This window comes from Bradyrhizobium sp. URHC0002, from assembly GCF_054059515.1.
The window spans coordinates 5765813-5788261 of record NZ_JBSSCF010000001.1 but is presented as its reverse complement, the minus strand read 5'-3'; the positions used below and the strand labels follow the sequence as shown (position 1 = coordinate 5788261).

Below are 22449 nucleotides of genomic sequence, written 5' to 3'. Positions count from 1 at the left end.
AGAACATCAACTTAAAGCAAGGGATATGCCAACCGGGCCCGTCGAAGACACAAGCATAGTAGGTATGAGCCAAGCTTCCCAGCGCCATCGAAAACCGTTCACCGTTCTTCGCCCGTAGCGGTCGTTTGCCGCGCGACGACGGCCTGAGGCACGTCATACGCCTTGAACGAAGTCCAATGCCGCTCGATGTCCGCGCGAAACAGCCCGCGTGTCAGCCCATACACGAGCTTCGGCACAGCCGTAGTCATCGCATTGATCGATGAGCCCGACGCGCCGAAGCTCATGGTGGAGGCGATTGCGAAGACATGGATATCCGCAATCCAGGGTGTCTCGCCGGCGATGCGCTCCGTCAGCGCGTAGTCGTCAGCGAGATAAGGAAAACGCCCGAGCCGCGGGCTGCGCTCGTCCGGCGGCGGCTGGTAGCGGTCGGCCCAGGTCGCAATGTTGGCGGCACAGTTTCGCAACTCGGGCCGGCCCGCAAAATTCATGTCGATTCCCGTGCCGCAAATCACGAAGTCGGCCGCGAACACGCCCCTCGGCGTCTGCAATTCGATGCCACACGCCGCTTCCTTGGCGGCGTCGATCGGCGCGCCCTCCTGCAGACGAAAATTGGAATGACGGGCACAGCGATCGTAGGTCGCTTGCGGAAAGCCTTCCCGCATCTCCAGAACGGCGCGCATGAAGCGCCAGCGCCAGGCATCATCCAGATCGCAAAAATGCCGAAGGAAGCCGCGGAAGGTGAGCCAACGGTAGGGCTGGATCACCTGGATCTCGGCCCTGCGGCAAAACAGATGCACTTCAGCTGCGCCTGCCTCCAGTGCGACCGCGGCATTGTCAAAGGCCGAGGCGCCCGCGCCGATCACCGCAACCCGCTTCCCGCGCAAGCGCGCGAAGTCGATCGGCTGTGCCGCGTGCACGCACACGGAAGGCGGCAGATGGCGCAGCGGCTCCGGAACGGTCCAGTCACCCGTGCCTTCCTGCCCCGTCGCCAGCACAATTTTGCGCGCAAAGACAATGTCGATGCCATCGGCCGACTGCACCTTTGCCGCGAGCAATCCACCGGCCGCAGGTGAGATCTCGATGACTTCGCAACCATTGCGCACCGGCAGGTCAAGGACGCGCCTGAACCAGAGCAGATATTCCGCCCAAAGCTCGCGCGAAATCAGGTCGAGATTCCTCCAATCCTCCTCACCAAAGCGCGCGTCGTGCCAGGACTGGTAGGTCAGGCTCGGCATATCAAGATCGGGCCCGGTGAAATGCTTCGGACTACGCAGCGTGTGCATGCGGGCATAGGTGAGCCACGGTCCTTCCTGCCCCTCCTCGGATTTGTCGAGCACGAGGATGTTGCTCACTTGTGAGCGCATCAGCCCGAACGCCGTCGCGAGACCCGATTGCCCGGCGCCCACCACGAGCACGTCCAGCGCCGGCCTGCCGTCCGGCCCGGGCCTGGGCGTAAGCCACGCAGCATCTGGATGCGCGGTCTTGGCAAGATCGGCGCGAACCTGGGTTTCGAGAGCGACAAGGGGACTGTTCATGCCGCGAGCCAACCGCCATCGACCACCATCACGGTACCGGTCGTAAAGGACGACGCATCGCTGGCAAGATGGAGTGCGGCCTCGGCCACCTCTTCCGCCCTGCCAAATCGCTTCATGGCGTGGCGGTTGCGCGATGCTTCACGCACCGGTTCGGGGTCGGCGTGACGGGCAAAACTGCGCCGCAGCATCGGTGTGTCGATGGCGCCCGGCGCGATAGCATTGACGCGGATTCCGTCCGTGGCGAAATCGAGCGCCATCGTCCGGGTCAGGCTGATGATCGCCCCCTTTGCGGCGATATAGGCGCTGTTGCCCTTGCCGCCGGCGATCGCTAGCTGAGATGCCAACGTGATGATCGAGCCGCCACCCTGCCGCTGCATCTGTGGCACCGCTGCGCGCGACCAAAGCCAGGTGCCGCCGACATTGGTGCGGAACACCGCGTCCCAATCGGCGGGATTGGTGGTCAGCACCGTACCGCCGCAGGAAAAGCCGGCAGCGGTCATCAGCACATCCAGCCGGCCGCGCCGCGCCGTGACATCTCCCACGGTACCTTTCGCGAAATCGGCCTCGCTGACATCGCCGACATGCACCGATGCTTCGCCCTTCGCGCCGTGGATCGCCTCCAACGTCTCCTGCAAGCCCGCGCCGTCGCGGTCGACCAGCGCAACAAAGGCGCCTTCTCTAGCAAACAGCACCGCGCTGGCCCGGCCGATGCCGGAGCCGGCGCCGGTCACGATCGCAGTCCGCCCTGCCAGTCTCATGTCAGGTTCCCCCTCGATGCTCGGTCCACCAACGGTTCAGGTCGGCCGCCGAGTCAGCGCAGCCGAACCGCGCGCGCCAGCCGAACTCCTCTGCCATGCGCGCGACCGAGAGCGGTGCGCGGTCGGCCGGACTATGCAGGTCGACCGTTGCCACCTCACCGGCATCGGCTAGTCGACAAACGAAGCCCGAACGCAACGCGGCAAGCTCCTGGCCCCATTGCAACGCCGACCATTCAACGCCGGTTGAAATGTTATAGAGCCGGTGCTTCGGCTTCACGGCCTCGATCAGCAATGTCACGGCTTCCGCGACATCCACGGCATAGATCCAGTCCCTCACGCCCGGGCGCGACAGAACGGCCTCGCGCCCGTCTTGCATCGCGGCCAGAACCTGTGCCTGCGGGCTTGGCGTGTCGCGCACGTCGTTGCTCCGCTCCCAGGGCCCGAACACCGCGCTCAACCGCACGCTGATGATCTCGCATTGCCAGAGACTGGCCAGCCGCGCGACAACTTTCTCGGACGCAAATTTTGTAATGGCGTAGAGCGAGGTCGGATCGCAGAGAGTCTCTTCATCGAGCAGCACGTTCCGGAATGCGCTCGCGCCGTAGGCTGCCGCGGACGACAGGTTGATGATCCGTTTAACGCCGCTGCTTCGCGCCGCGATCAGGATCGGCGTCTTAGCCAGCAGGTTTACCCGCAAAATGATCTCGGAATCGTTCGCCTCACGTTCTGGTCCGGCGGTGATCGCGGCCGCCAGAACGATCGCGTCATAACTTGCGGCGATCGCCGCTTCCACGGCTCGACTATCCCTGACATCGCCCTGGATAGCCGTCAGCCGATCGCCATGAGAGGCAAAATCCTTCTGCGCGTCAGGCGGCAAACCCGCGCGGTCGAACAATGTCACCGCATGGCCGCGCGCCAGCAATGCAGCGGCGATATTGAGCCCGACAAAACCGGTGCCGCCGAAGACAAGGATTCTCATCGCTCCATCCGGCATTGCGGCGGTCGAATCACAGCAGGGTCGCGCCAAAATTCTGTTCGGGATCCATGTCCGGCATCAGGCGCCCGGTCGGCTTCGCCGCCTCTCCTCCCGTGCGAGGAAGGAAGCGGCCCGAGCCTGCTTCGACCGAACGTTTCCCGTCCGCCACGATGACGCGCCCGCGCGACAGCACGGTGACCGGCCAGCCGCGCAGCTTGCGGCCGGCGAAGGGCGTATAGCCCGCCAGATCATGCATCATCGCGTCGCTCAGCGTGACCTCTCGCGCCGGGTCCCAGATTGCGATATCCGCATCGGCGCCGACCGCGATCGAACCCTTGCGCGGATGCAAATTGTAGATCTTTGCCGGCGCGGTCGCGGTCAGTTCGACGAATTTTTCGAGCCCCAGACGGTCTTTGGAGATCATGGCGTCGAACAGCAGCGGCAGGCGGACTTCGAGGCCAGGCAAACCATTCGCCACCTGCTTGAAATTGGGATTAGGGCCGGCGCGCAGTTTTCCTGTCTCGTCGAACCGGTACGGCGCGTGATCGGACGAAACGGTCTGGAGATCGCCGAGCGCAAGCGCCTGCCACAGCGCCTCCTGGTCGGCGGCGCGGCGCGGCGGCGGGCTGCACATCCATTTGGCGCCTTCCACGCCGGGCTTGTCGAGATCCTCGGCCGTGAGAAACAGATATTGCGGGCAGGTCTCCGCGAACACTTTCAACCCCTGCCCACGCGCATCGCGGATCACCTTGGCGCCTTCCGCTGTCGACACGTGAAAGATCATGATCGGCTGGTCGATCAGCGCGGCCATGCCGATCAGCCGGTTGAACGCTTCCGCTTCCGAGACGCGGGCATGGCTGATGGCGTGATATTTCGGATCGGTATAACCGCGCGCCAGCAGCCGCCTCACCATCCAGGAGATGATGCCGTGGTTCTCGGCGTGCGCGCAGAGCATCGCCCCGCCGTCACGCGCCGCAAGCAGAATGTCGAGCAGCGGCTCGTCGTCGATTTTCAGGCGATCATAGGTCATGAAGATCTTGATCGAGCCATGGCCCTTCTTGATCAGCGCGGGCAGATCTTTCTCCAGCGTCTCCTTGGTCGGATCGGCGATGATCATGTGAAAAGCATAATCAATGACAGCGCCCTTTCTCGCGAGCGCGTGATATTCCTCGAGCACCTGCGGCAGCTTCATGCCGACGTGCTGGGCCGCGAACGGGATCACGGTGGTGGTGCCGCCGAAGGCCGCCGAGACGGTCGCACTCTCGAACGTATCGGCATTCACGATGCCTGCGGCCGAAAGCTGCTCGATATGGGCGTGGCTGTCGACACCGCCGGGCAGAACCAGCTTGCCCCGCGCGTCGATCTCGCGCCGTGCCCCCGGCAGCCCGCGGCCGACGGCTGCGATCGTCTCACCGGAAATGGCGACGTCGGCCTCGAACACGTCGCTCGCGGTCGCGACGCGTCCGCCGCGAATGAGAAGGTCGTAGACGGGCTCGGTCATGGCAAACTCTCCAAATATAGCGTCCTGAATTCCAAGTCTTGTATTCACCCGACACTTGCACTCACCGCACAAAAGCACAGATCGTGCCGTTACGCTCCCTTGCGCTTTCGCAGCAGACAGTGGACCATGCATCACTGGATGGCATGGTCATTGCTTCCATTGTCGTCTCATTACGCGCCGATCTCGCCATATCATCCGACGCGTCATCCCGCAGGAAAATACCATGTCCCGGCCACGCATTCTCGTCATCAATCCCAACTCCAACCAGCTCGTGACACAGGGGCTGGAGCAAGCCTTGAAGCCGCTCAATTTTGAGGGCGGACCCGAGATCGTCTGCGAGACGCTGACCGAGGGTCCCTACGGCATCGAGAGCCAGGCTGACGTCGATGGCGTGGCGATGTCGCTGCGCCGCCTCGTCGAAGGCGACAACCATTCGGCCGCCTTCGTCATTGCCTGCTACAGCGATCCGGGCCTGCATGTCTGCCGCGAAGCAACCGACCGACCCGTGTTCGGCATCGCCGAATGCGGCGTGCTGACGGCGCTGGCGCGCGCTGAAACCTTCGGCGTCATTGCGATCGCGCAGCGCTCGATTCGCCGCCATGTCCGTTATCTCAGGCAGATGGGCCTGATGGATCGCCTGACCAGGGAGCGGCCACTCAACATGAGCGTGGCAGAGACCGCATCGGGCGAAGGAACACTCGCGAAGATGATCGAGGTCGGGCGTGCGCTCAAGGAGGAAGATGGGTCCGGCGCCATCGTGATGGGCTGCGCCGGCATGGCGCGTCATCGCCGGCCGCTGGAGCAGGCGCTCGGAATTCCCGTGGTGGATCCGACCCAGGCGGCCGTGACCATGGCGCTCGGCACGGTGCAGTTCTCGCATCACTGACTTTGCTCGGACGTTTCGGCAGTGCCGTTGCGCGCGAGCCACTCCGCGTGGCTTTCGCGCGCCAGCGCGAAAGTGTCGCGCTGCGCAGCGTAGAGATTGCCGAACAAGCGCCCGATTGGCCGATAGACGTCGAAATCGACATACATCTTTTCCTGGTCGATCAGTCCGTCGCGCGCGTGAAGGCGCAGCACCTCACCGACAAGAAGTTCGCGGCCGGGCCCGAAGGCGAGTGCGACGTGCTGCCGGCACTCGAGCGCGAAGGGTGCTGCAGCCAATCGCGGCACGTCGATGTCGATCGACGGCAATGTCTTTAGCCCCGTTGCCTCCACCTCGCTGTCACCGGAGGGAAAGTCGATCGCGCAGTCGTTCATGGCTGCGGCCAGCGCTTCGTCCACCAAATGCACCACGAACTGCCCGCTGCGGTGGATGTTGCGCGTGGTGTCCTTGGGGCTGAAATCGGCCTTGTGCTGCAGGCCGAGCACCAGAAGCGGCGGATCCTCTGAGAAGACATTGAAGAAACTGAACGGAGCCGCGTTGACGCTGCCGTTCTCGTCGAGCGTCGTGACCAGCGCGATCGGCCGCGGCACGACCACCCCGCACAACAATTTGTATCGGTCGTGCGGATCAAGTTCGCGGAAGGAGATGCCGGACATCTAGTTTTCCGGAGGCGGCACCGCGCCGGTGCGGCTCGTGATCAGGCCGTAGTGCTCAATGCGGCGGTGGAGCGCGAAATTGAAGATCGTGTTCTTGCCGAAGATGGTGGCGTCGAGATCGCAGGGGTGAACCAGGAGTTCGTCCTCCTCGGTCTTGGCCTCGACGACAATCTCGCCGTCCGGATCGACGATCAGGCTGCCGCCGATCAGGGGGTGGCCATCCTCGACGCCGGCCTTCGCAACGCATACGACCCAGGTCGAATTCTGGTAAGCGCCGGCCTGCGCGGAGAGCCGGTTGTGGAACAGCCGCTTCTCGGGTCCCTCCTCGCTCTTCTCGGCATTGACCGAGGGCGTGTTGTAGCCGATCAGCACCATCTCGACGCCTTGCAGCCCCATCACGCGATAGGTCTCCGGCCAGCGCCGGTCGTTGCAGACGGCCATGCCGAAGACGCCGCCGAGCGCACGCCAGACGTTGAAGCCAAGATCGCCTGGTTCGAAGTAGCGCTTCTCCAAATGCTGGAACGCGCGCTTCGTGTCGAACTCCGAATGACCGGGCAGATGAACCTTGCGGTACTCGCCGACAATTTTTCCGGACTTGTCGGTGAGGATGCAGGTGTTGAAATGATGCCCTTCCGGCGTTAGTTCGGCATAACCGAAATTCATTGCGATCTGGTGGTAGGCGGCCCGCTCAAACAACGGCCTTGTCGCCGCATTCGGCACCTCGCGTTCGAACCACATATCGACCTCGGCCTGATCCTCCATGTACCAGCGCGGAAAGAACGTGGTCAGTGCTAGCTCCGGATAGACGATCAGATCAGCGCCTCTCGCCTTGGCTTCATCCATCAGCGCGATCATGCGCTTGACGACGGCCTCGCGGCTGTCGGCTTTCTGGATCGGACCCAACTGGGCGGCGGCAACATTGATGATGCGCATGGATAACTTTCTGGATGCTTCCATTTAAGGCGATGCTTGCATGAAGGTGAGGCAGTCTGCGGAGATCAGATTCCCATCCGGCTCAATCGAAACCGGCAGTTAAAGTTTTGGTTCGCGCCAAGTCAATTCCACAGACAGTCCGCGACACGCGCATCAGTTCTGCTCCGGCAGCGCGTCGAGATGACACGCCGCCCATTGACCGCCTTCGGTCAACCGAAGCTCCGGCTCTTCCGTCCGGCAGCGATCGAACACGTATGGACATCTAGTGTGAAAGCGGCAGCCGCTGGGTGGATTGATCGGGCTCGGCACGTCGCCCTTCAGGATGATGGGGTTGCGAATGGCGCCGGGCTCCGGCACCGGCACCGCTGACAGCAGAGCCTTGGTGTAGGGATGCCTCGGCGCGGTGAAGATCTGTTGCTTCGGCGCCATCTCGACGATCTTGCCGAGATACATGACGGCGACACGGTGCGTCATGTGCTCGACAACAGCCAGATCATGACTGATGAAAAGCAGCGCAAGGCCGAACTCGCGCTGCAGATCCTGCAACAGGTTGACGATCTGCGCCTTGACGGAGACGTCGAGCGCCGAGACAGCCTCGTCGCAGACAATCAGTTCGGGTTCCGCGGCAAGCGCCCGGGCGATACCGATGCGCTGACGCTGGCCGCCGGAGAATTCGTGCGGCCGGCGGCCGAGCGCGTCGCGCGGCAGGCGCACGGTGTCCATCAGCGCAGCAACCTTGGCCTCGAGTTCGGCTGAGGATTTGGCGAGGCCGAAATTGCGGATCGGCTCGGCCAGGATATCGCGTACGCGCATGCGCGGATTGAGGCTGGAGAACGGATCCTGAAACACCACCTGGACGCGGCGGCGCATGCTGCGCAGGCCGCCGGGCGAAAGGCGGTCGATCCGCTGGCCATCCAGCACCACCTGACCGGCGGTGATGTCGAACAGCCGGAGGATGGCCCGGCCGACCGTCGACTTGCCGCAACCAGACTCGCCGACGAGCGACAGCGTCTCGCCGCGCTCGACCTCAAAGGACACGCCGTCCACCGCGTAGACCCAGTTGGCCTTGCGGCTGAACAGGCCCCCGCGGACCGGAAAATGCTTCTTGAGGTCGTTGACCTGGAGCAGCGGAGCGCTCATGCGGCGGCCGCCTCCTTGCGCGCGTAATGGCAGGCGGCGGTGTGACGAGGCCCCTTCTCTTCGAGACCCGGGGCAACCTGCCGGCAGAGATCGGTCGCCAGCATACAGCGCCCGGCAAAGACACAGCCCTCGATCCGTCCCTTGAGGCCAGGCACCTGGCCTGGAATCTCGGCGAGCCGCCGCGCCGCACCAGTCAGCGACGAGCCGAGCTTGGGCACGGCGCCGAGCAGGCCCTGTGTGTAGGGATGACGGGGCGAACGGAACAGCTCCGCCACCGGCGCCTCCTCGACCTTGCGGCCCGCATACATGACCATGACGCGCTCGGCAATTTCAGCGACCACGCCGAGATCATGGGTGATCAGAATAATCGCCGCGCCGACGCGGCGCTTGAGGTCCAGCATGAGTTGCAGGATCTGCGCCTGAATCGTGACGTCAAGCGCCGTGGTCGGCTCGTCGGCAATCAGGAGCTTTGGATTGCAGGCGAGCGCCATCGCGATCATCACGCGCTGGCGCATGCCGCCGGAGAGTTGATGCGGATATTCGCGCACGCGACGCGCGGGTTCGGGGATACCGACCAATGTCAGCATCTCGATAGCGCGCGCCTCGGCGGCCTGCTTGTCGAGCCCCTGATGCATCCGCAGGGTCTCGCCGATCTGACGGCCCACCGTCAGCACCGGGTTCAGGCTTGTCATCGGTTCCTGGAAGATCATCGAAATGTCGTTGCCGCGGATGGCGCGCATCTCGCGTTCGGACAGTTGCAGCAGATCCCTGCCCTGGAAGCGGATAGAACCTGCGATCTTGCCCGGGGGCTCGGCGATGAGCCGCATCAGCGACATCGAGGTGACCGACTTGCCGCAGCCGGACTCCCCGACGATGGCCAGCGTCTCGCCTTCGTCGACATGGAAGGACACGCCGTCGACCGCCCGGTTGATACCCTCGGGCGTTCGAAAATGGGTCTGCAGATTATCGACTTCGAGCAATGCCATCGGATCAGAGACTCTTGGCCAGTCGCGGATCGAGCGCATCACGCAGGCCGTCGCCAAGCAGGTTGACGGCGAGCACTGTGACGGACAGAAACGCGGCGGGAAAGAACACGATGTAGGGCTTGACCTGCCACAGCGCCCTGCCCTCGGCCATGATGTTGCCCCAGGACGGAATGGTGGGCGGCGTGCCGGCGCCGATGAAGGAGAGGATCGACTCCACGATCATGGCGCTGGCGCAGATATAGGTTGCCTGGACCAGCATCGGCGCCAGCGTGTTGGGCAGGATGTGGCGCAGGATGATCATCGGCGTTTGCGTGCCTGAGGCTGTGGCAGCGTCCACATAGGGCTGCTCGCGCAGCGACAGCACGACGCTGCGCACCAGCCGCGAGACGCGCGGGATTTCGGCAATCGTGATGGCCAGGATGACGTTGCCGACGCTCGCGCGCGTCAAAGCCATCAGCGCGACGGCGAGCAGGATCGGCGGGATCGACATCAGCCCGTCCATGAACCGCATCAGGATGCTGTCCGCCCATCGCACAAAACCCGAGATCAGGCCGATGGCGAGGCCGGCGAACGAGGAAAGCACTGCTACTGACAGGCCAACGGTGAGCGAGACGCGGGCGCCGTAAAGCACGCGGGAATAGATGTCGCGGCCCAGCAGGTCGGTGCCGAACCAAAAATCCGCGGAAGGCAGGCGCGTACGCTTGGCGGGCGCGAGCGCGGTCGGATCGACGGTCCCGAGCCAGGGCGCGAATATCCCGACCAATACGAGACAAAGCAGCAAGGCGCCGCCGATCGCAACCGTCGGATGATTGCGCAGGAAGCCGAGGATACCGCGCCGGATTGCCACCGGCACCATCAGATCCGGCAGTTGCGGCGCGATGACGAGTCCCGGCGGCACCGGTGCCGTGCTTGATGTGGAGATGCTCAATAGCGGATCCTCGGATCGACCAGGGTGTAGGTGAGGTCGACCATCAGGTTGACGAGCACATAGAGGAAGCTGAACAGCAGCACGATGCCCTGGATGACCGGGTAATCGCGGCGCAGGATCGCGTCGATCGTCAGCCGGCCAAGGCCGGGAATGGCGAACACGCTTTCAGTTACCACCGCACCGCCGATCAGTAGCGCAATGCCGATACCGATCACCGTCACGATCGGAACGGCGGCATTTTTCAGCGCGTGAACGAACAGGATATTGCGCTGGCCAAGGCCCTTGGCGCGGGCGGTGCGAACATAGTCCTGCTGCAGCACCTCGAGCATGGAGGCGCGGGTAATGCGCGCGATCAGAGCGATATAGACGGAGCCGAGGGCAAGTGCCGGCAGAATCAGGTTCTTCAGCCATGGCCAGACGCCCGCGCTCAACGGCGTGTAGCCCTGCACGGGAAGCCATTCGAACTGCAGCGCAAACACATAGGCAAGGACGTATCCGACAACAAAGACGGGAAGCGAGAATGCGAACACGGCGAATGCCATGATGGTGCGATCCACCCAGCTTCCCGCCTTCCAAGCCGCCACCACGCCGAGCGGCACCGCAACAAGGATGGTCAGGACCAGCGTAATCGCCATCAGCGAGAATGTCGGCTCGATGCGCTGCGCAATCATCTTGGCGACCGGCAGATTGGTGAAGATCGAGGTGCCGAGATCGCCGTGCACGATGCTCCAGAGCCAGCTGCCGAACTGGATCAGGAACGGCCGGTCGAGGCCGAGGCTCTGGCGAATGCGCTCAACGTCGGCGGGGCTCGCCTGGTCGCCTGCGATCACCGCCGCCGGATCGCCCGGCGCGATGTAGAGCAGGCTGAAGACGAACAGCGCGACGATCCCCATCACGGGCAATGTCGAGAGTACACGCCGGAGGATATAAGAGACCATGTGGGTTTACTGCGCCATCATGCGGTCTTCGACACGCCCCAGAAGAAGGGCAGCGGCCCCTTGGCGACACCGGAGACGTTCTTGCGCCACGCGGTGTAGCTCAGGAAGAAGCCGGTCGGGGCATAGACGACGTCCTCGAGCGCCGCCTTGTTGAGGCGCTTCACCGCAGCCTTCTCCTCATCCAGATTCTTCGCTTCGAACCAGGCCGTGACTTCCTTTTCCACCGTCGCGCTCGTGGGCCAGCCAAACCACGCCTTGTCGCCAGTGCCACGAACGGCATTGTAGACGGCCGGATTGACGCAATCCGCGCCCGCGTGCCAGGTGTGGAACATCCCCCAGCCGCCCTGGCCCGGTGGCGTCTTCTGGGCGCGACGGGAGCCGACTGTCCCCCAATCGGTCGCGACGAAGTCGACATTCATACCCATCTGCTTCAACAGATCCGCGGTGACGTCGCCTTGCGCCTTGGTGATCGGCTGATCCTGCGCCACGACGCACGTGACCGGCTGGCCCGAATAGCCGCTCTCGGCCAGCAGCTTCTTTGCCGCTGCGAGATCGCGTTTGCCTTTCAGGATCTCGCCACCCTCCTCCGTGTAGAGCGGCGTATCCGGCGTGAAGAAGCCCGGCAGCGGCTTCCAGAGCGCGTTGTCGTCGCCGACCAGCGCGCGCATGTAGTCTTCCTGGCTCAGCGCCGTAAGTACGGCACGTCGCACCTTCACATCGTTGAAGGGCGGATGCAGGTGGTTCATCCGGAATGAGCCGATGTTGCCGAGGGGATCGGCGATGTCGACATCGATGTTGCGGTTCTTCTTCAGCGACGGCACCAGGTCGGTGATGGGGCTTTCCCACCAATCGACCTCGCCGTTTTGCAGCGCGGCCGCAGCCGTCGCAGGGTCCGGGATCACCACCCATTCGATGCGGTCGACCAGCATCTGCTTGCCGCCGGCGAGCCAGGACGCCTTCTCCTGCCGCGGCGTGTAATCGGCAAACTTCTCGAACACCGCCTTGGCGCCGGGCACCCATTCGCCTTTTGCGAATTTCATCGGGCCCGAGCCGATATAGTCGGGGATCTGCTTGAACGGGTCGGTCTGGGCGATGCGCTCCGGCATGATGAACGCGCAGGGCGTGCTGTTCTTGCCCAATGCCAGCAGCATCTTCGGATAGGGCGACTTCAGCGCCCATTTGAAAGTGCGGTCGTCCACAGCGGTCAGTTCGTTCTGGATCGCCTTGAGCATCAGGCCCATGGGATCGCGCGCCGACCAGCGCGTCAGGCTCGCCACCACATCCTTAGCTAACACCGGCTCGCCGTCGTGGAACTTGAGCCCCGGCCGGAGCCGGAAGGTCCAGACCAGCCCGTCATCGGACACTTCCTCCGACTCGACCATCTGGCGCTGCGGCTGCAGCGTGGCGTCAAGGCCGTAGAGGGTGTCCCACACCAACGCGGCGGCGTTGCGCACGACATACTGGGTGCCCCAGATCGGATCGAAATTCGCGAGGTTCGCCTGAGGCACAAAGCGCAAGGTACGCGCCGCAGCGCCTTGGGAAAGCGCCGGCATCGAAAGGCCGCCCGTCGCCGCCAGGCCGCCGACCCCGGCCAATCCCTTCAACACAGTCCTGCGATCCATGGAGCTCTCCCTGTTTTCGGGTTGTCATGGCGGGTCCGGCCAATGGCCGGAGGTTCGACGCCACGCGGGGTGAAACGGGCCAGTCAAACCGATGCCAATCAGTCTCCTTTTGCTTGCAAGCGGTATGCCAGCACGGCCGGCCCATCCATCGGTTCTGCCTAACCCGCGAGCTGCTTGAATTTCGGCGATTCCTTCGGGTGCCACCAACGCCCGGCAATGACCACGCCCTCGGACACGATCTTGCGGTCGCCGATCAGGTGCTCGCCGACGGCGTCGACGTAGTCGAACCGACCTTGCGGAATCGAGATGAGGGTGGCGTCCCCAACGCTGCCCGGCTTGAGGCTGCCGAGCTCGGGGCGTCGCAGCGCCATCGCCGCATTGACCGAGGAAGCCGCGACCACATCGCGGAGCGGCATGCCCATACACAGGAACTTGGACATGGTCGTCACCTGATCGAAGGCCGGCCCGTCGATGCAAAGGGCGTGGACATCAGAGGAAATGGTGTCGGGATAGAAGCCGTTAGCAAGCATCGCGCGGGCAGTCTTGAAGGCGAATGAGCCTTTACCGTGGCCGATGTCGAACAACACGCCGCGTTCGCGCGCCTCGAGCACCACCCGCTTCACCGTGCCCTGGGCGGTAGCTGGCGTATTTGGAAACGGCCGGAACGCGTGCGTGAGGACATCGCCCGGACGCAGGCGGGCAAGCACCTCCTCGTAGCTCGGCGGCGGATGGTCGATATGCGCCATCAGCGGCATGCCGACCTCTTCGGCGACCTCCAGCGCAATGTCGAGTGGAACGATCCCCGAGGTGCCCGAGGCGTGGAGCCCTACCCGCACCTTGATACCAACAATGAGGTCGCGGTTGGCCTCTGCCACCGCAACGGCGTCGATCGGGTTCATCAGCCGCATCTCCTCGCTCTCGCCGACCATGACGCGCTGCGAGAAACCGTAGATGCCGGCGTGGGAGACGTGCAGATAGGCCAGAATGCGGACCTGGCTCGGCTCGATGACGTGCTTGCGGAAGCCGGCGAAATTCCCTGGGCCGGCGCTGCCGGTGTCGACCGCCGTGGTGACGCCGGAGGTGCGGCAGAACTCCTCGGCATCGATGCCGAGCGAGGTGCCACCCCAATAGACGTGGGTGTGCAGATCGATCAGGCCGGGGGTGACGATGTAACCTGACACGTCGCGCACATCGGTTCCGGGATCGGCCTTGAGCTCGCTTCCGACCATCGCCACCTTGCCGTCCGCAAAGGCGACATCCGTCACGGCGTCGAGCTTCTGGGAGGGGTCGATCACCCGGCCGCCGCGCAGGATCAAATCGAAAGGCATCCTTATCTCCTGAAATGAGGGAAGCAGCGCGAAAGCGCCTCGCCCATCCACGAAAGCGCCTGCGCCGATGAGCCGTCAACCATTGAAGGCCGCCTGGGCTTCCGGCAGATCCCAGATTTTACCGATTGCCGCTGACGCGGCCGAGATCATCGCGGTCTCGTCGCCATGAATGTACCGGCCTGCGTCGATCAGCACACGCCCGTCAACGATGACCTGATCGATGTTGGCTCGGTTCCCGAGCGCGACGAGCCCGCGCCGCGGATCGAACAGCGGCTGCAAATGGGGATGGGTCAGGTCGACGACGGTGAGGTCGGCGGTTGCGCCCGGCGCGATCGTCCCGAGGTCCGGCCGCCTGATGACCGTCGCCGCCGTGGCAGTGACCGACTCGATCAGCTCAGGTGCATTGGCTACATCCGCGCGGGCGGACGCAATCTTCGAGATCATCGACGCCGCATTGAGCTCGCCGAGCAGGTCCATGTTGTAGCCGTCGGTTCCGACTACGGTCCGGACGCCGTGCTCCGCGAACCGGCTGAACGCCGCGGTAACGCCTGCGCGCGCAAACACGCGCGGGCAGTTCAGCACCGTGGCGCCCTTCGCCGCCATCAGCTTCAAATCATTATCGGTGCTCGCGATGCAGTGCGCGGCCATGAGATCGGGCGCCAGAAGGCCAAGCCAGTCGAGATATTCGGCCGGCGTACGGCCGCCGTGGCGGCTCCCGATCGTCGCGACTTCGGCCTGGCTTTGCGCGAGATGGATGGTGATGGCAACGTCGAGTTCACGCGCGCGGACCGCACACGCCCGCAGCAGCTCCGGACCACAGGTGTCGGTCGCGTGCGGACTTATCGCAAGACCGATCCGGCCATCGCCTCGTCCATTCCAGCGATGATATAGCGCGTTCCAGGTATCCATATCGGCCTGGCCATCATCGCCCGCGTAATGCACCACGCCGTCTGGCCCCGCCTTGGCATCCGAGGTCGAAAACAGATACGGCGCGCCATAGAAGCGGATTCCCATTTCCTCGGCGGCGTCGAACATCTCCGGAATGGTGTTACGGAACGGCTCCATGACCGTGGTGGCGCCGCCTTTCAGCAATTGCAGGATGCCGAGCCGCGCGATGGCCAGCCGCTCCGACGGCGACAATAGATCGGCGCCGCGCTTGGTCAAAGGCAGCAGCACCGTATAGACGATGCTCTGGTTGTTCCGGCGACCGTTGCCGTCCTCCGTATGCGTCCGGGCGACGGCTTCGCTGAAGCAGTGATTGTGCAGGTTCAGAAGTCCGGGCAGCACGAAGCGGCCCGGTCTGTCGAAGACCTCGGTGGCGGAAGGCCGGTCGTGTGTGACGGCAGCGATCCGTTTGCCCTCCAGCAACACCCAGTGATCGCGCAGCACCTCCTGCGCGCCATCCTTTCGGGACAACACATAGCTGCCAAAGATCGCGATCGTGCTCATGCTGGTTTCACATTCCAGAATACGGCCGTGCCGTCGAGGATACCAGTGATGTTCGAGCGGTAGGCGGTCGGTTGCTTGTACTGGCCGATCGGGAAGTAAGGAATTTCCTCGAACGACAATGCCTGGATATCGCGGCAGATCCGCTGTTGCTCGGCAAGGCTGGCGGCGGCGAGCCACTGGCTTCTCAACGCCCCCATCTTCTCGCTCTTGTACCAGCCGGCCACTTTGCTGTCGCCGCGCAGGTTCGAATTGCCGGCCGGGTTCAGCCAATCGATGCCTTGCCAGTTGCCGACGCCGGCGCTCCAGCCACCCTGGGCGACAGGGTCCTTTTTCAACTGCCGTTGCAGCACCACGCCGAAATCCAGTCCGGCATATTCGACGTTCATGCCAGCCTGCTGCAGCATGTCGGCAGCGATGTCACCGAGCGGCTTTTGCGCGACCGAGTTGGTGGGGACGAGCAGCACCACCTTCTCACCATTGTAACCGGCGGTTTTCAAATCGGCCTTGACCTTCGCCACGTCGCGCGGCCCGCGAAACACATTAAGGCCGACATCGCTCGCCATTGGTGTGCCGGGCGCAAAGAAGCCAATCGGCGAGGATTGATAAGTGGGATCGTCGCCCGCGACCGCCGTCATGAAGGCGGACTGGTCGATCGCGCCCAGCAGCGCCCGGCGAATGGCGGGATTGTCGAACGGCGGCTGCAGGTGGTTCACGCGCAACATGCAGGTATAACCCCGCGGATCGAGAATCCGCGTGGTGATGCCGCCGGTACGCTTCAGCACGGGCAGCAGGTCGTGCGGCGTTGTTTCCTGCCAATCCTGCTCGCGCGTTTGCAGTGCGGCCACGCCAGTCGCCGCATCCGGCATCGTCGTCCAGACCACGCGGTCGTAATGAACGATCTTGGGACCGGCGGTCCAATCGGGCTTGCCGTCCTGACGGGGCTGATAGCGGTCGAAACGAGCGTATACATTGCGCGCGCCCTGTACGCGCTCGTCCGCTACGAAGCGGAACGGTCCGCTGCCCACCACCTCGCTCAGCGGCTTGAACGGATCCTGGCTCGCCAGCCGCTCCGGCATCATGAACGGCGCCTGGATCGCGGCCTTGCCGAGCGCCGCGGGCAGCAGCGGGAAAGGCCTGCTCAGCCGAAAGCGGATGGTGCGGTCGTCAGGCGCCGACAGCTCGTCGGTTGCGGCCATCAGTTCGGCGCCGAACCCGTCGCGGGCCGCCCATCGGCGAATGCTCGCGACACAATCGCGCGCCAACACGCGCTCGCCGTCATGCCATAGCAGGCCGTTGCGCAGCGTCAGGTCCCACTGGCGCTCGTCGTTGGAAACGACATGCCCAGACACCATCTGAGGCGAAACCTCGAGCGCCGAATTCATGCCGTAGAGCGTGTCGTAGACCATGAATCCGTGGTTTCGGGAGACCTGCGCCGTGGAGTAGATCGGATCGAGAAAGGTCAGGTCGATCACCGGAATAAAGCGCAGCGTAGTCTGCGACTGTGCCCGCAGGATTCCCGGCAGCGACAACGCCGACGCGGCGGCAGCGGCCTTTAGCAGTGAACGACGGGAAACGAGCATCGAGGACTCCTAGAACAATATGTGGTTCGCGCGTCTCTCAGGTCACCGCGGCTTCGTGACCTTTGAAATTCGCCGCGATCGCCTCTCCGGTCGTGATCCACAGATCGGGGCAGGATTTGGCATAGGTGAGAAATTCCCGCAGCAGCCGAAGCCGCATCGGACGACCGCTGCATTGCGGATGCAGCACGGTCGTGACCATCGCGCCCCAATCCCTGACCTCGTCGAGCTCATCCTTCCAGATCGAGAGCACATGCTCCTTCGGAAAGATCGGTCGCGGGCTGAATCGGGCGGACAGTCCGTGCATCCAGTCGTCGTAGCTTGCGGTCACCGGAAGCTCGATCGTGCCGGGCTTGCCATCCGCGAGACGATGGCGATAAGGCCGCACGTCGTCACGAAATGACGAGGTGTAGACGAAGCCGTGGCGGACCAGCGCCACGCGCAGATCTTCGGTAAATTCGCCGTAAGGCGCCCGATAGCCGGTCGGCTTGACGCCAAGCCGGCGCTTCAGCGCCTCGAAACCCCCGCTCAAGCTCCTCCTCGATCCAGGGGTCGCCCGGATCCGGCAGCAGATGGTGGTAGCCATGATGGCCGATCTCGTGACCCGCCTTAAGGATGGCCTCTGCCATCGCGGGATGCGCATCCACCGACCAGCCGGTGACGAAGAAGGTCGCTTTGAGATCGAGCTGATCGAGCAGCTCCAAAAGTTTCGGTGTGCCGACGCGCGCCTCGTAGCCACCATAGCTCATCGTAATGAGGCGCTGGGCGTGAGCTGCGTCCTTGCTGGTCCAGGCGCTCTCCGCGTCCACGTCGAAGGAGAGGAACATCGCCGACGTATAGGGCTTGGGCCACGGATAGTCCGGCGCCGGCGGCGCGGTGTTCGCGGGGATAAGCGGAATGCTCGCAAGCGCTTTACTGTCCAGCATTGATGGTCGCCTTCTCTACACCGTAATCGGTCAATTTCCACTTCGCCAGCAAGGCACGGTAGGTGCCATCAGCGATCAAGGAGTCCAGGGCCTCCACGACCGCCTGCTGCAGCACCTTCTCCTTGACGCCCAGCGCAAGCCCGGTGAACTGGGTGGCGAACACGTCGCCGACCGGGACATAGGTGCCCGGCTCGAGGTCCATCATGTAGGGAAGCGTCTCGCCACCCTGGACGGCCGCGTCGATCCGTCCCTGCCTTAGCTGGGTCCGGGCATCGGCCGATCCTTCCGTGCCGACGAATTGAATCGGGTTGCCGCCGCAATGGGCCTCGCTCCAGGCAGCGATCAGCTTCGGAAAGGACGTGCGCCGACTGGCACCGACCTTTTTCCCGCAGAATGCCGTCGTGTCCTTGAACTCCGCGGCGCGCGATTGCTGCACGAAAAATCGAGGCCCATTGCGGAGATAGTCGACAAAGGTCGCCGTGTCCTGCCGGCTCGCCATATCCGTCATGCCGGACAGGATCGCATCCACCCTCCCCGTCGAAATCGCAGGCATCATCTGGTCAAAACTGGTTTGCTGCCAGTCGATCTTGACGCCGAGCTTATTGCCGAGCGCCTCGCCAAGTTCGACGTCAAAACCAGTCAGCGTGTTCGTCGCGGGATCGCGGAATTCCAGGGGCGGATAGTTCGGTACGATGGCAACCTTGATACTGCCCTGCTTGGCGATTTCCGGAGGCAGTTCGATCGCCATGGCTGAAGTGATAGCAACGTAAGTGAGCGCGGCAGCGAGAAACCATTTCGTCATAACAATCGCCCCATCAGATCACTGCGGAAAGAAAGGATTGAGTACGTACTTCACGAGGCCTGCCCAGAACCTCCGCCGCAGGCCCGGACTCCACGATCGCGCCATGATCCATATAGACGACCGTATCCGCCACCTCGCGCGCGAAGCCGAGCTCGTGCGTCACCACCATCATCGTCATGCCGCTGCGGGCGAGCTCCTTCATGACGGTGAGTACCTCGCCGACGAGCTCAGGATCGAGCGCACTCGTCGGCTCGTCGAACAGCATCAGCATCGGCTTCATGGCGAGCGCGCGCGCAATCGCCACCCGCTGCTGCTGCCCGCCGGATAGCTGCGAAGGATAGGCGTCGGCTTTCGCTGCCAACCCCACGCGCTTCAGCAGCTCCATCGCCTCCGCCTTCGCTTCCTCTTGCCGGCGATCCTGCACTTGCACCGGACCTTCGGTGACATTTTCAAGCGCGGTCTTGTGCGGGAACAGGTTGAAGCGCTGAAACACCATGCCGGTCTTCAGGCGCTGGCGCGCGATCTGCCGCTCGGTGAGGCGATGCAATCGCCCGCCCTCTTCGCGGACGCCCAGCAACTCGCCGTCCAGCCAGATACCGCCGCTATCAATCGACGTAAGCTGATTGATGCAGCGCAGCAGCGTCGTCTTGCCCGATCCGGACGCCCCGATCAGGCAGAGCACCTCGCCTGCCCGGACGTCGAGCGAGACCCGAGCGAGGGCTCGAAACTCCCCAAAATTCTTGCTGATCGAGCGGATGGCGACAAGGGGGCGGGTCATCGGGTGATCTGCAATGCACCACGCGCGAAGCGTCGTTCGAGGAGCATCTGCAAGGGTGTCAGGATCGACACGACGAGCAGATACCAGGAGCCGGCGACGATCAGGAGCTCGATGACGCGTGAGTTCGCGTAGTAGATATTCTCGGCGTTATGCAGGACCTCCGGATACTGGATGACGCTGGCCAGCGAAGTGGCCTTCACCATGCCGATGAATTCGTTGCCGAGCGGAGGGATCACGACCCGCATCGCCTGCGGCAGGATGATGCGGCGCAGCGCACGCAGCCGTCCCATGCCGATCGCCTTCGCGGCCTCATATTGCCCGACATCGACCGACAGCATGCCCGCCCGCATCACCTCGGACGTGTAGGCGCCCTGATTGATGCCGAGGCCGAGCAGCGCGGACAGAAACGGCGTCATGACATCGACCGCCCGCGCCGACCACAGGCCCGGAATGCCGATCGTCGGAAACACCAGCGCGAGGTTGAACCACAGCAGCAATTGCAGGATCAGCGGCGTACCGCGGAACAACCACGTATAGCCGGCGGCGACGGACGCCAGAACTGGATTGGACGAGAGCCTCATGATCGCGACGACGACGCCCAACACGATGCCGAGCGCCATCGCAAGCACCGCCATCACCATGGTGTTGGTGATGCCTTCAAGGATCACCTTCGCGGTCAGGAAGCGGCTGACATAAGTCCATTCGATCTGACCGTTGACGAAAGCGCGACCGATCGCGGTCAGCACAACGAGAATCGCCGCCGCGGCGAGCCAGCGCCCCCAATGCGCCTGACGCGCAACCGTCATCCCCGAGAGATCGGGAAAGCCCTCCGCAAGTGTGGGCGCCACTCTCATTGCGGGGACGCATTCATCATCGGCTGGGCTACCGCGTTCGCGCCCAACCCGTATTTGTCGAGAATCGCCTTGTAGGAACCGTCAGCAATCATGGCCGCGAGATGTTCCGTCACCACTTCGCGCAACGCCACATCGTCTTTCCGGAACATGATGCCCTGATAGCCGGTGGAGAACGGTTCACCCACAATGCGGTACTTCCCGGCCTCCTGCCCTTGGGCGTAAGGCAACGTTTCACTGCCCTGCACCGCGCCGTCGATGCGGCCCTGCTTGAGCTGGTTGCGGACGTCGATGCTGTTCTCGCCCGGAACATATTGAATGGCCGGCTTGCCGTTCGTCTCGCAATTCTGCTTGCTCCACTTCTCGATCTCGACCGGAAAGCTGGTGCTACGCGTCGTCCCGACCTTCTTGCCGCAGAGCTCGATGGGAGACTTCACCTCATTCTCGGTCAGGACGAAGAACTGCGGACCCGTCGCCAGATAGTCGATGAAATCAGCGACCTCGCGCCGCGAGCTGCGGTCCGAAATGCCGCTGATGATGAAATCAGCGCGTTTGGTCTGCAATGAGGGAATGAGCTCGGCGAACGGCGTTTCGCTCCAGATGATCTTCACGCTGAGCCGTTTGGCGAGTTCGTTGGCGAGATCGATATCGAGTCCGACGAGCTGGTTGGTTGTCGGATCGCGATATTCCATCGGGGCGTAGGTCGAGTTGACCGTCAACCGCAATACGCCCGCCTGCTTGATCGCATCAGGCAATTCGGCGGCTTGCGCGGATGCGGCAGCAACGAGCGCGGCGATAGCAATGGAGAACCAGAGACGCGTCATATCAGCTCCTTCGGCCCGCGCCGCGACCGGCCGCTTGATGTTTTAACCGCATCGAGCGTGGCCGGCTCGATGACACCGGCACGCTCCGTAATCGCTGAGTATTGTTCCGGCCGCCGGTGCGCGGCGAAATTGAACATCTTGTCCTTGCCCTGGCGACAGAGATCGAGGTCGAGGTCGGCGACGACGATTTCGTCCGCGAGCGTTTGCGCCTCAGTGACGATCCGGCCGTTGGGATCCACGATGCAGGAGCCCCCGATCAGTCCGGAGCCGTCCTCGTTCCCCGCCTTGGCGACCGCGATCGCCCAGGTGGCGTTCATGTAGGCGTTGGCCTGAGTCACCAGCTTGGAATGGAAAGTACGCAGCGCTGCGTCTTCGGAGACACCGCCGTTTGGATCGTACGCCGCGGAATTGTAGCCGACGCAAACCAGTTCGACGCCCTGCAGGCCCAGGACGCGCCAGCCTTCCGGCCAGCGGCGATCATTGCAGATCATCATGCCCATGATCGCGTGGTGCCAGTCCGGTCCCGCCCGAAAGGCAGGAAATCCCAGATCGCCATATTCGAAATAGCGCTTTTCGAGCTGCTGGTAGGCTGCGCCGGCACGCGGCTCGACCGAGCCCGGCAAGTGCACTTTGCGATAGCGTCCGAGAATTTCGCCGTCGCGATCGACCAGGATCGAACAGTTGAAACGTCGACCGTCCGATGTCAGTTCGGCGTAACCGACATAGAAGCCGATGCCGAGCGTCCGAGCACGATCGAACAAGGGCTGCACGGCTGGGCTCGGCATCCCGCGCTCGAAGTAATGATCGAGTGCGTCGCCTTCGATGAGCCATCGCGGGAAGAAGGTCGTGAACGCCAGTTCGGGAAAAACAACCAGTGTTGCCCCGCGCGCAGCCGCCTCCTCCAGCAACGCCAACATCCGGCCAAGCGTATGCTCTCGCGTATCCGCTTTTTGCGTCGGCCCCATCTGGGCGGCGGCCGCGCGGAGAACCCGAACCAACATTGCCTCCAATCTGAGCGAGCTGCTCATTCGAGAGGCGGACGATCCCGCTCCGATAGC

At 63.5% G+C, this 22449-nt stretch carries 20 protein-coding genes and 1 pseudogene; 1 reads left to right on the top strand and 20 read right to left on the bottom strand.

The genetic code is table 11. From position 1 onward, the window contains the following. Positions 1-98 precede the first annotated feature (98 nt). The 4 genes from ACVWVY_RS28300 to hydA are packed head-to-tail and all read right to left on the bottom strand — an operon-like array spanning position 99 to position 4770. Positions 99-1535 carry an NAD(P)-binding domain-containing protein gene (locus tag ACVWVY_RS28300; protein WP_456629456.1) on the bottom strand — a complete coding sequence of 479 codons (1437 nt, stop codon included), beginning with the start codon at positions 1533-1535 and terminating at the stop codon, positions 99-101. Further along, positions 1532-2293 (bottom strand): SDR family oxidoreductase, encoded by a 762-nt coding sequence (locus ACVWVY_RS28295; protein ID WP_456629455.1) that lies wholly within the window; start codon positions 2291-2293, stop codon positions 1532-1534. The genes ACVWVY_RS28300 and ACVWVY_RS28295 overlap by 4 nt, the downstream gene beginning before the upstream one ends. 1 nt (position 2294) lies before the next feature. Next, complete coding sequence (locus ACVWVY_RS28290; RefSeq protein ID WP_456629454.1) at positions 2295-3272, bottom strand: NAD-dependent epimerase/dehydratase family protein; 978 nt, start codon at positions 3270-3272, stop codon at positions 2295-2297. A gap of 28 nt (positions 3273-3300) precedes the next feature. Then, positions 3301-4770 (bottom strand): dihydropyrimidinase, encoded by a 1470-nt coding sequence (gene hydA, locus ACVWVY_RS28285; RefSeq protein WP_456629453.1) that lies wholly within the window; start codon positions 4768-4770, stop codon positions 3301-3303. 223 nt (positions 4771-4993) lie between these two features. On the opposite strand from hydA, the gene ACVWVY_RS28280 reads away from it, so the two are divergent. Continuing rightward, positions 4994-5656 carry an aspartate/glutamate racemase family protein gene (locus tag ACVWVY_RS28280; RefSeq protein ID WP_456629452.1) on the top strand — a complete coding sequence of 221 codons (663 nt, stop codon included), beginning with the start codon at positions 4994-4996 and terminating at the stop codon, positions 5654-5656. Here the strand turns inward: ACVWVY_RS28280 and ACVWVY_RS28275 are convergent. The 16 genes and pseudogenes from ACVWVY_RS28275 to ACVWVY_RS28200 form a co-directional block, all read right to left on the bottom strand. Next, positions 5650-6309 (bottom strand): flavin reductase family protein, encoded by a 660-nt coding sequence (locus ACVWVY_RS28275; RefSeq protein WP_456629451.1) that lies wholly within the window; start codon positions 6307-6309, stop codon positions 5650-5652. The genes ACVWVY_RS28280 and ACVWVY_RS28275 overlap by 7 nt on opposite strands. Continuing rightward, positions 6310-7242: an N-carbamoyl-D-amino-acid hydrolase gene (locus ACVWVY_RS28270; RefSeq protein ID WP_456629450.1), complete on the bottom strand. Its 933-nt coding sequence runs from the start codon at positions 7240-7242 to the stop codon at positions 6310-6312. A gap of 153 nt (positions 7243-7395) precedes the next feature. Then, a complete protein-coding gene (locus ACVWVY_RS28265; RefSeq protein WP_456629449.1) occupies positions 7396-8382 on the bottom strand; it encodes an ABC transporter ATP-binding protein in 987 nt (328 codons plus the stop codon). Then, positions 8379-9368, bottom strand: a complete 990-nt coding sequence (locus ACVWVY_RS28260) for an ABC transporter ATP-binding protein (protein WP_456629448.1) — start codon at positions 9366-9368, stop codon at positions 8379-8381. Before ACVWVY_RS28260 ends, ACVWVY_RS28265 begins: the two co-directional genes overlap by 4 nt. Positions 9369-9372: 4 nt before the next feature. Next, on the bottom strand, positions 9373-10224 hold the full coding sequence (locus ACVWVY_RS28255) for an ABC transporter permease (RefSeq protein WP_456632324.1): 852 nt from the start codon (positions 10222-10224) through the stop codon (positions 9373-9375). A gap of 68 nt (positions 10225-10292) precedes the next feature. Beyond that, a complete protein-coding gene (locus tag ACVWVY_RS28250) occupies positions 10293-11234 on the bottom strand; it encodes an ABC transporter permease (protein WP_456629447.1) in 942 nt (313 codons plus the stop codon). 17 nt (positions 11235-11251) lie between these two features. Continuing rightward, positions 11252-12856 (bottom strand): ABC transporter substrate-binding protein, encoded by a 1605-nt coding sequence (locus ACVWVY_RS28245; protein ID WP_456629446.1) that lies wholly within the window; start codon positions 12854-12856, stop codon positions 11252-11254. A gap of 158 nt (positions 12857-13014) precedes the next feature. Next, complete coding sequence (locus ACVWVY_RS28240; RefSeq protein ID WP_456629445.1) at positions 13015-14184, bottom strand: amidohydrolase/deacetylase family metallohydrolase; 1170 nt, start codon at positions 14182-14184, stop codon at positions 13015-13017. Positions 14185-14259: 75 nt separating this feature from the next. Continuing rightward, positions 14260-15633 (bottom strand): amidohydrolase family protein, encoded by a 1374-nt coding sequence (locus ACVWVY_RS28235; RefSeq protein ID WP_456629444.1) that lies wholly within the window; start codon positions 15631-15633, stop codon positions 14260-14262. Next, positions 15630-17213 carry an ABC transporter substrate-binding protein gene (locus ACVWVY_RS28230; protein WP_456629443.1) on the bottom strand — a complete coding sequence of 528 codons (1584 nt, stop codon included), beginning with the start codon at positions 17211-17213 and terminating at the stop codon, positions 15630-15632. The genes ACVWVY_RS28235 and ACVWVY_RS28230 overlap by 4 nt, the downstream gene beginning before the upstream one ends. Positions 17214-17250: 37 nt before the next feature. Further along, a pseudogene (locus ACVWVY_RS28225) lies at positions 17251-18136 on the bottom strand (polysaccharide deacetylase family protein). Continuing rightward, positions 18123-18938, bottom strand: a complete 816-nt coding sequence (locus tag ACVWVY_RS28220) for an ABC transporter substrate-binding protein (protein ID WP_456629442.1) — start codon at positions 18936-18938, stop codon at positions 18123-18125. Before ACVWVY_RS28220 ends, ACVWVY_RS28225 begins: the two are co-directional and overlap by 14 nt. A 13-nt stretch (positions 18939-18951) precedes the next feature. Beyond that, positions 18952-19716 (bottom strand): amino acid ABC transporter ATP-binding protein, encoded by a 765-nt coding sequence (locus ACVWVY_RS28215; RefSeq protein ID WP_456629441.1) that lies wholly within the window; start codon positions 19714-19716, stop codon positions 18952-18954. Then, the gene (locus ACVWVY_RS28210; protein ID WP_456629440.1) at positions 19713-20570 is read right to left on the bottom strand and encodes an amino acid ABC transporter permease; all 858 of its coding nucleotides are present in this window, start codon (positions 20568-20570) and stop codon (positions 19713-19715) included. The genes ACVWVY_RS28215 and ACVWVY_RS28210 overlap by 4 nt, the downstream gene beginning before the upstream one ends. Next, complete coding sequence (locus ACVWVY_RS28205; protein WP_456629439.1) at positions 20567-21391, bottom strand: ABC transporter substrate-binding protein; 825 nt, start codon at positions 21389-21391, stop codon at positions 20567-20569. Before ACVWVY_RS28205 ends, ACVWVY_RS28210 begins: the two co-directional genes overlap by 4 nt. After that, on the bottom strand, positions 21388-22392 hold the full coding sequence (locus tag ACVWVY_RS28200) for an N-carbamoyl-D-amino-acid hydrolase (RefSeq protein WP_456629438.1): 1005 nt from the start codon (positions 22390-22392) through the stop codon (positions 21388-21390). Before ACVWVY_RS28200 ends, ACVWVY_RS28205 begins: the two co-directional genes overlap by 4 nt. Between the last annotated feature and the right edge of the window lie 57 nt (positions 22393-22449).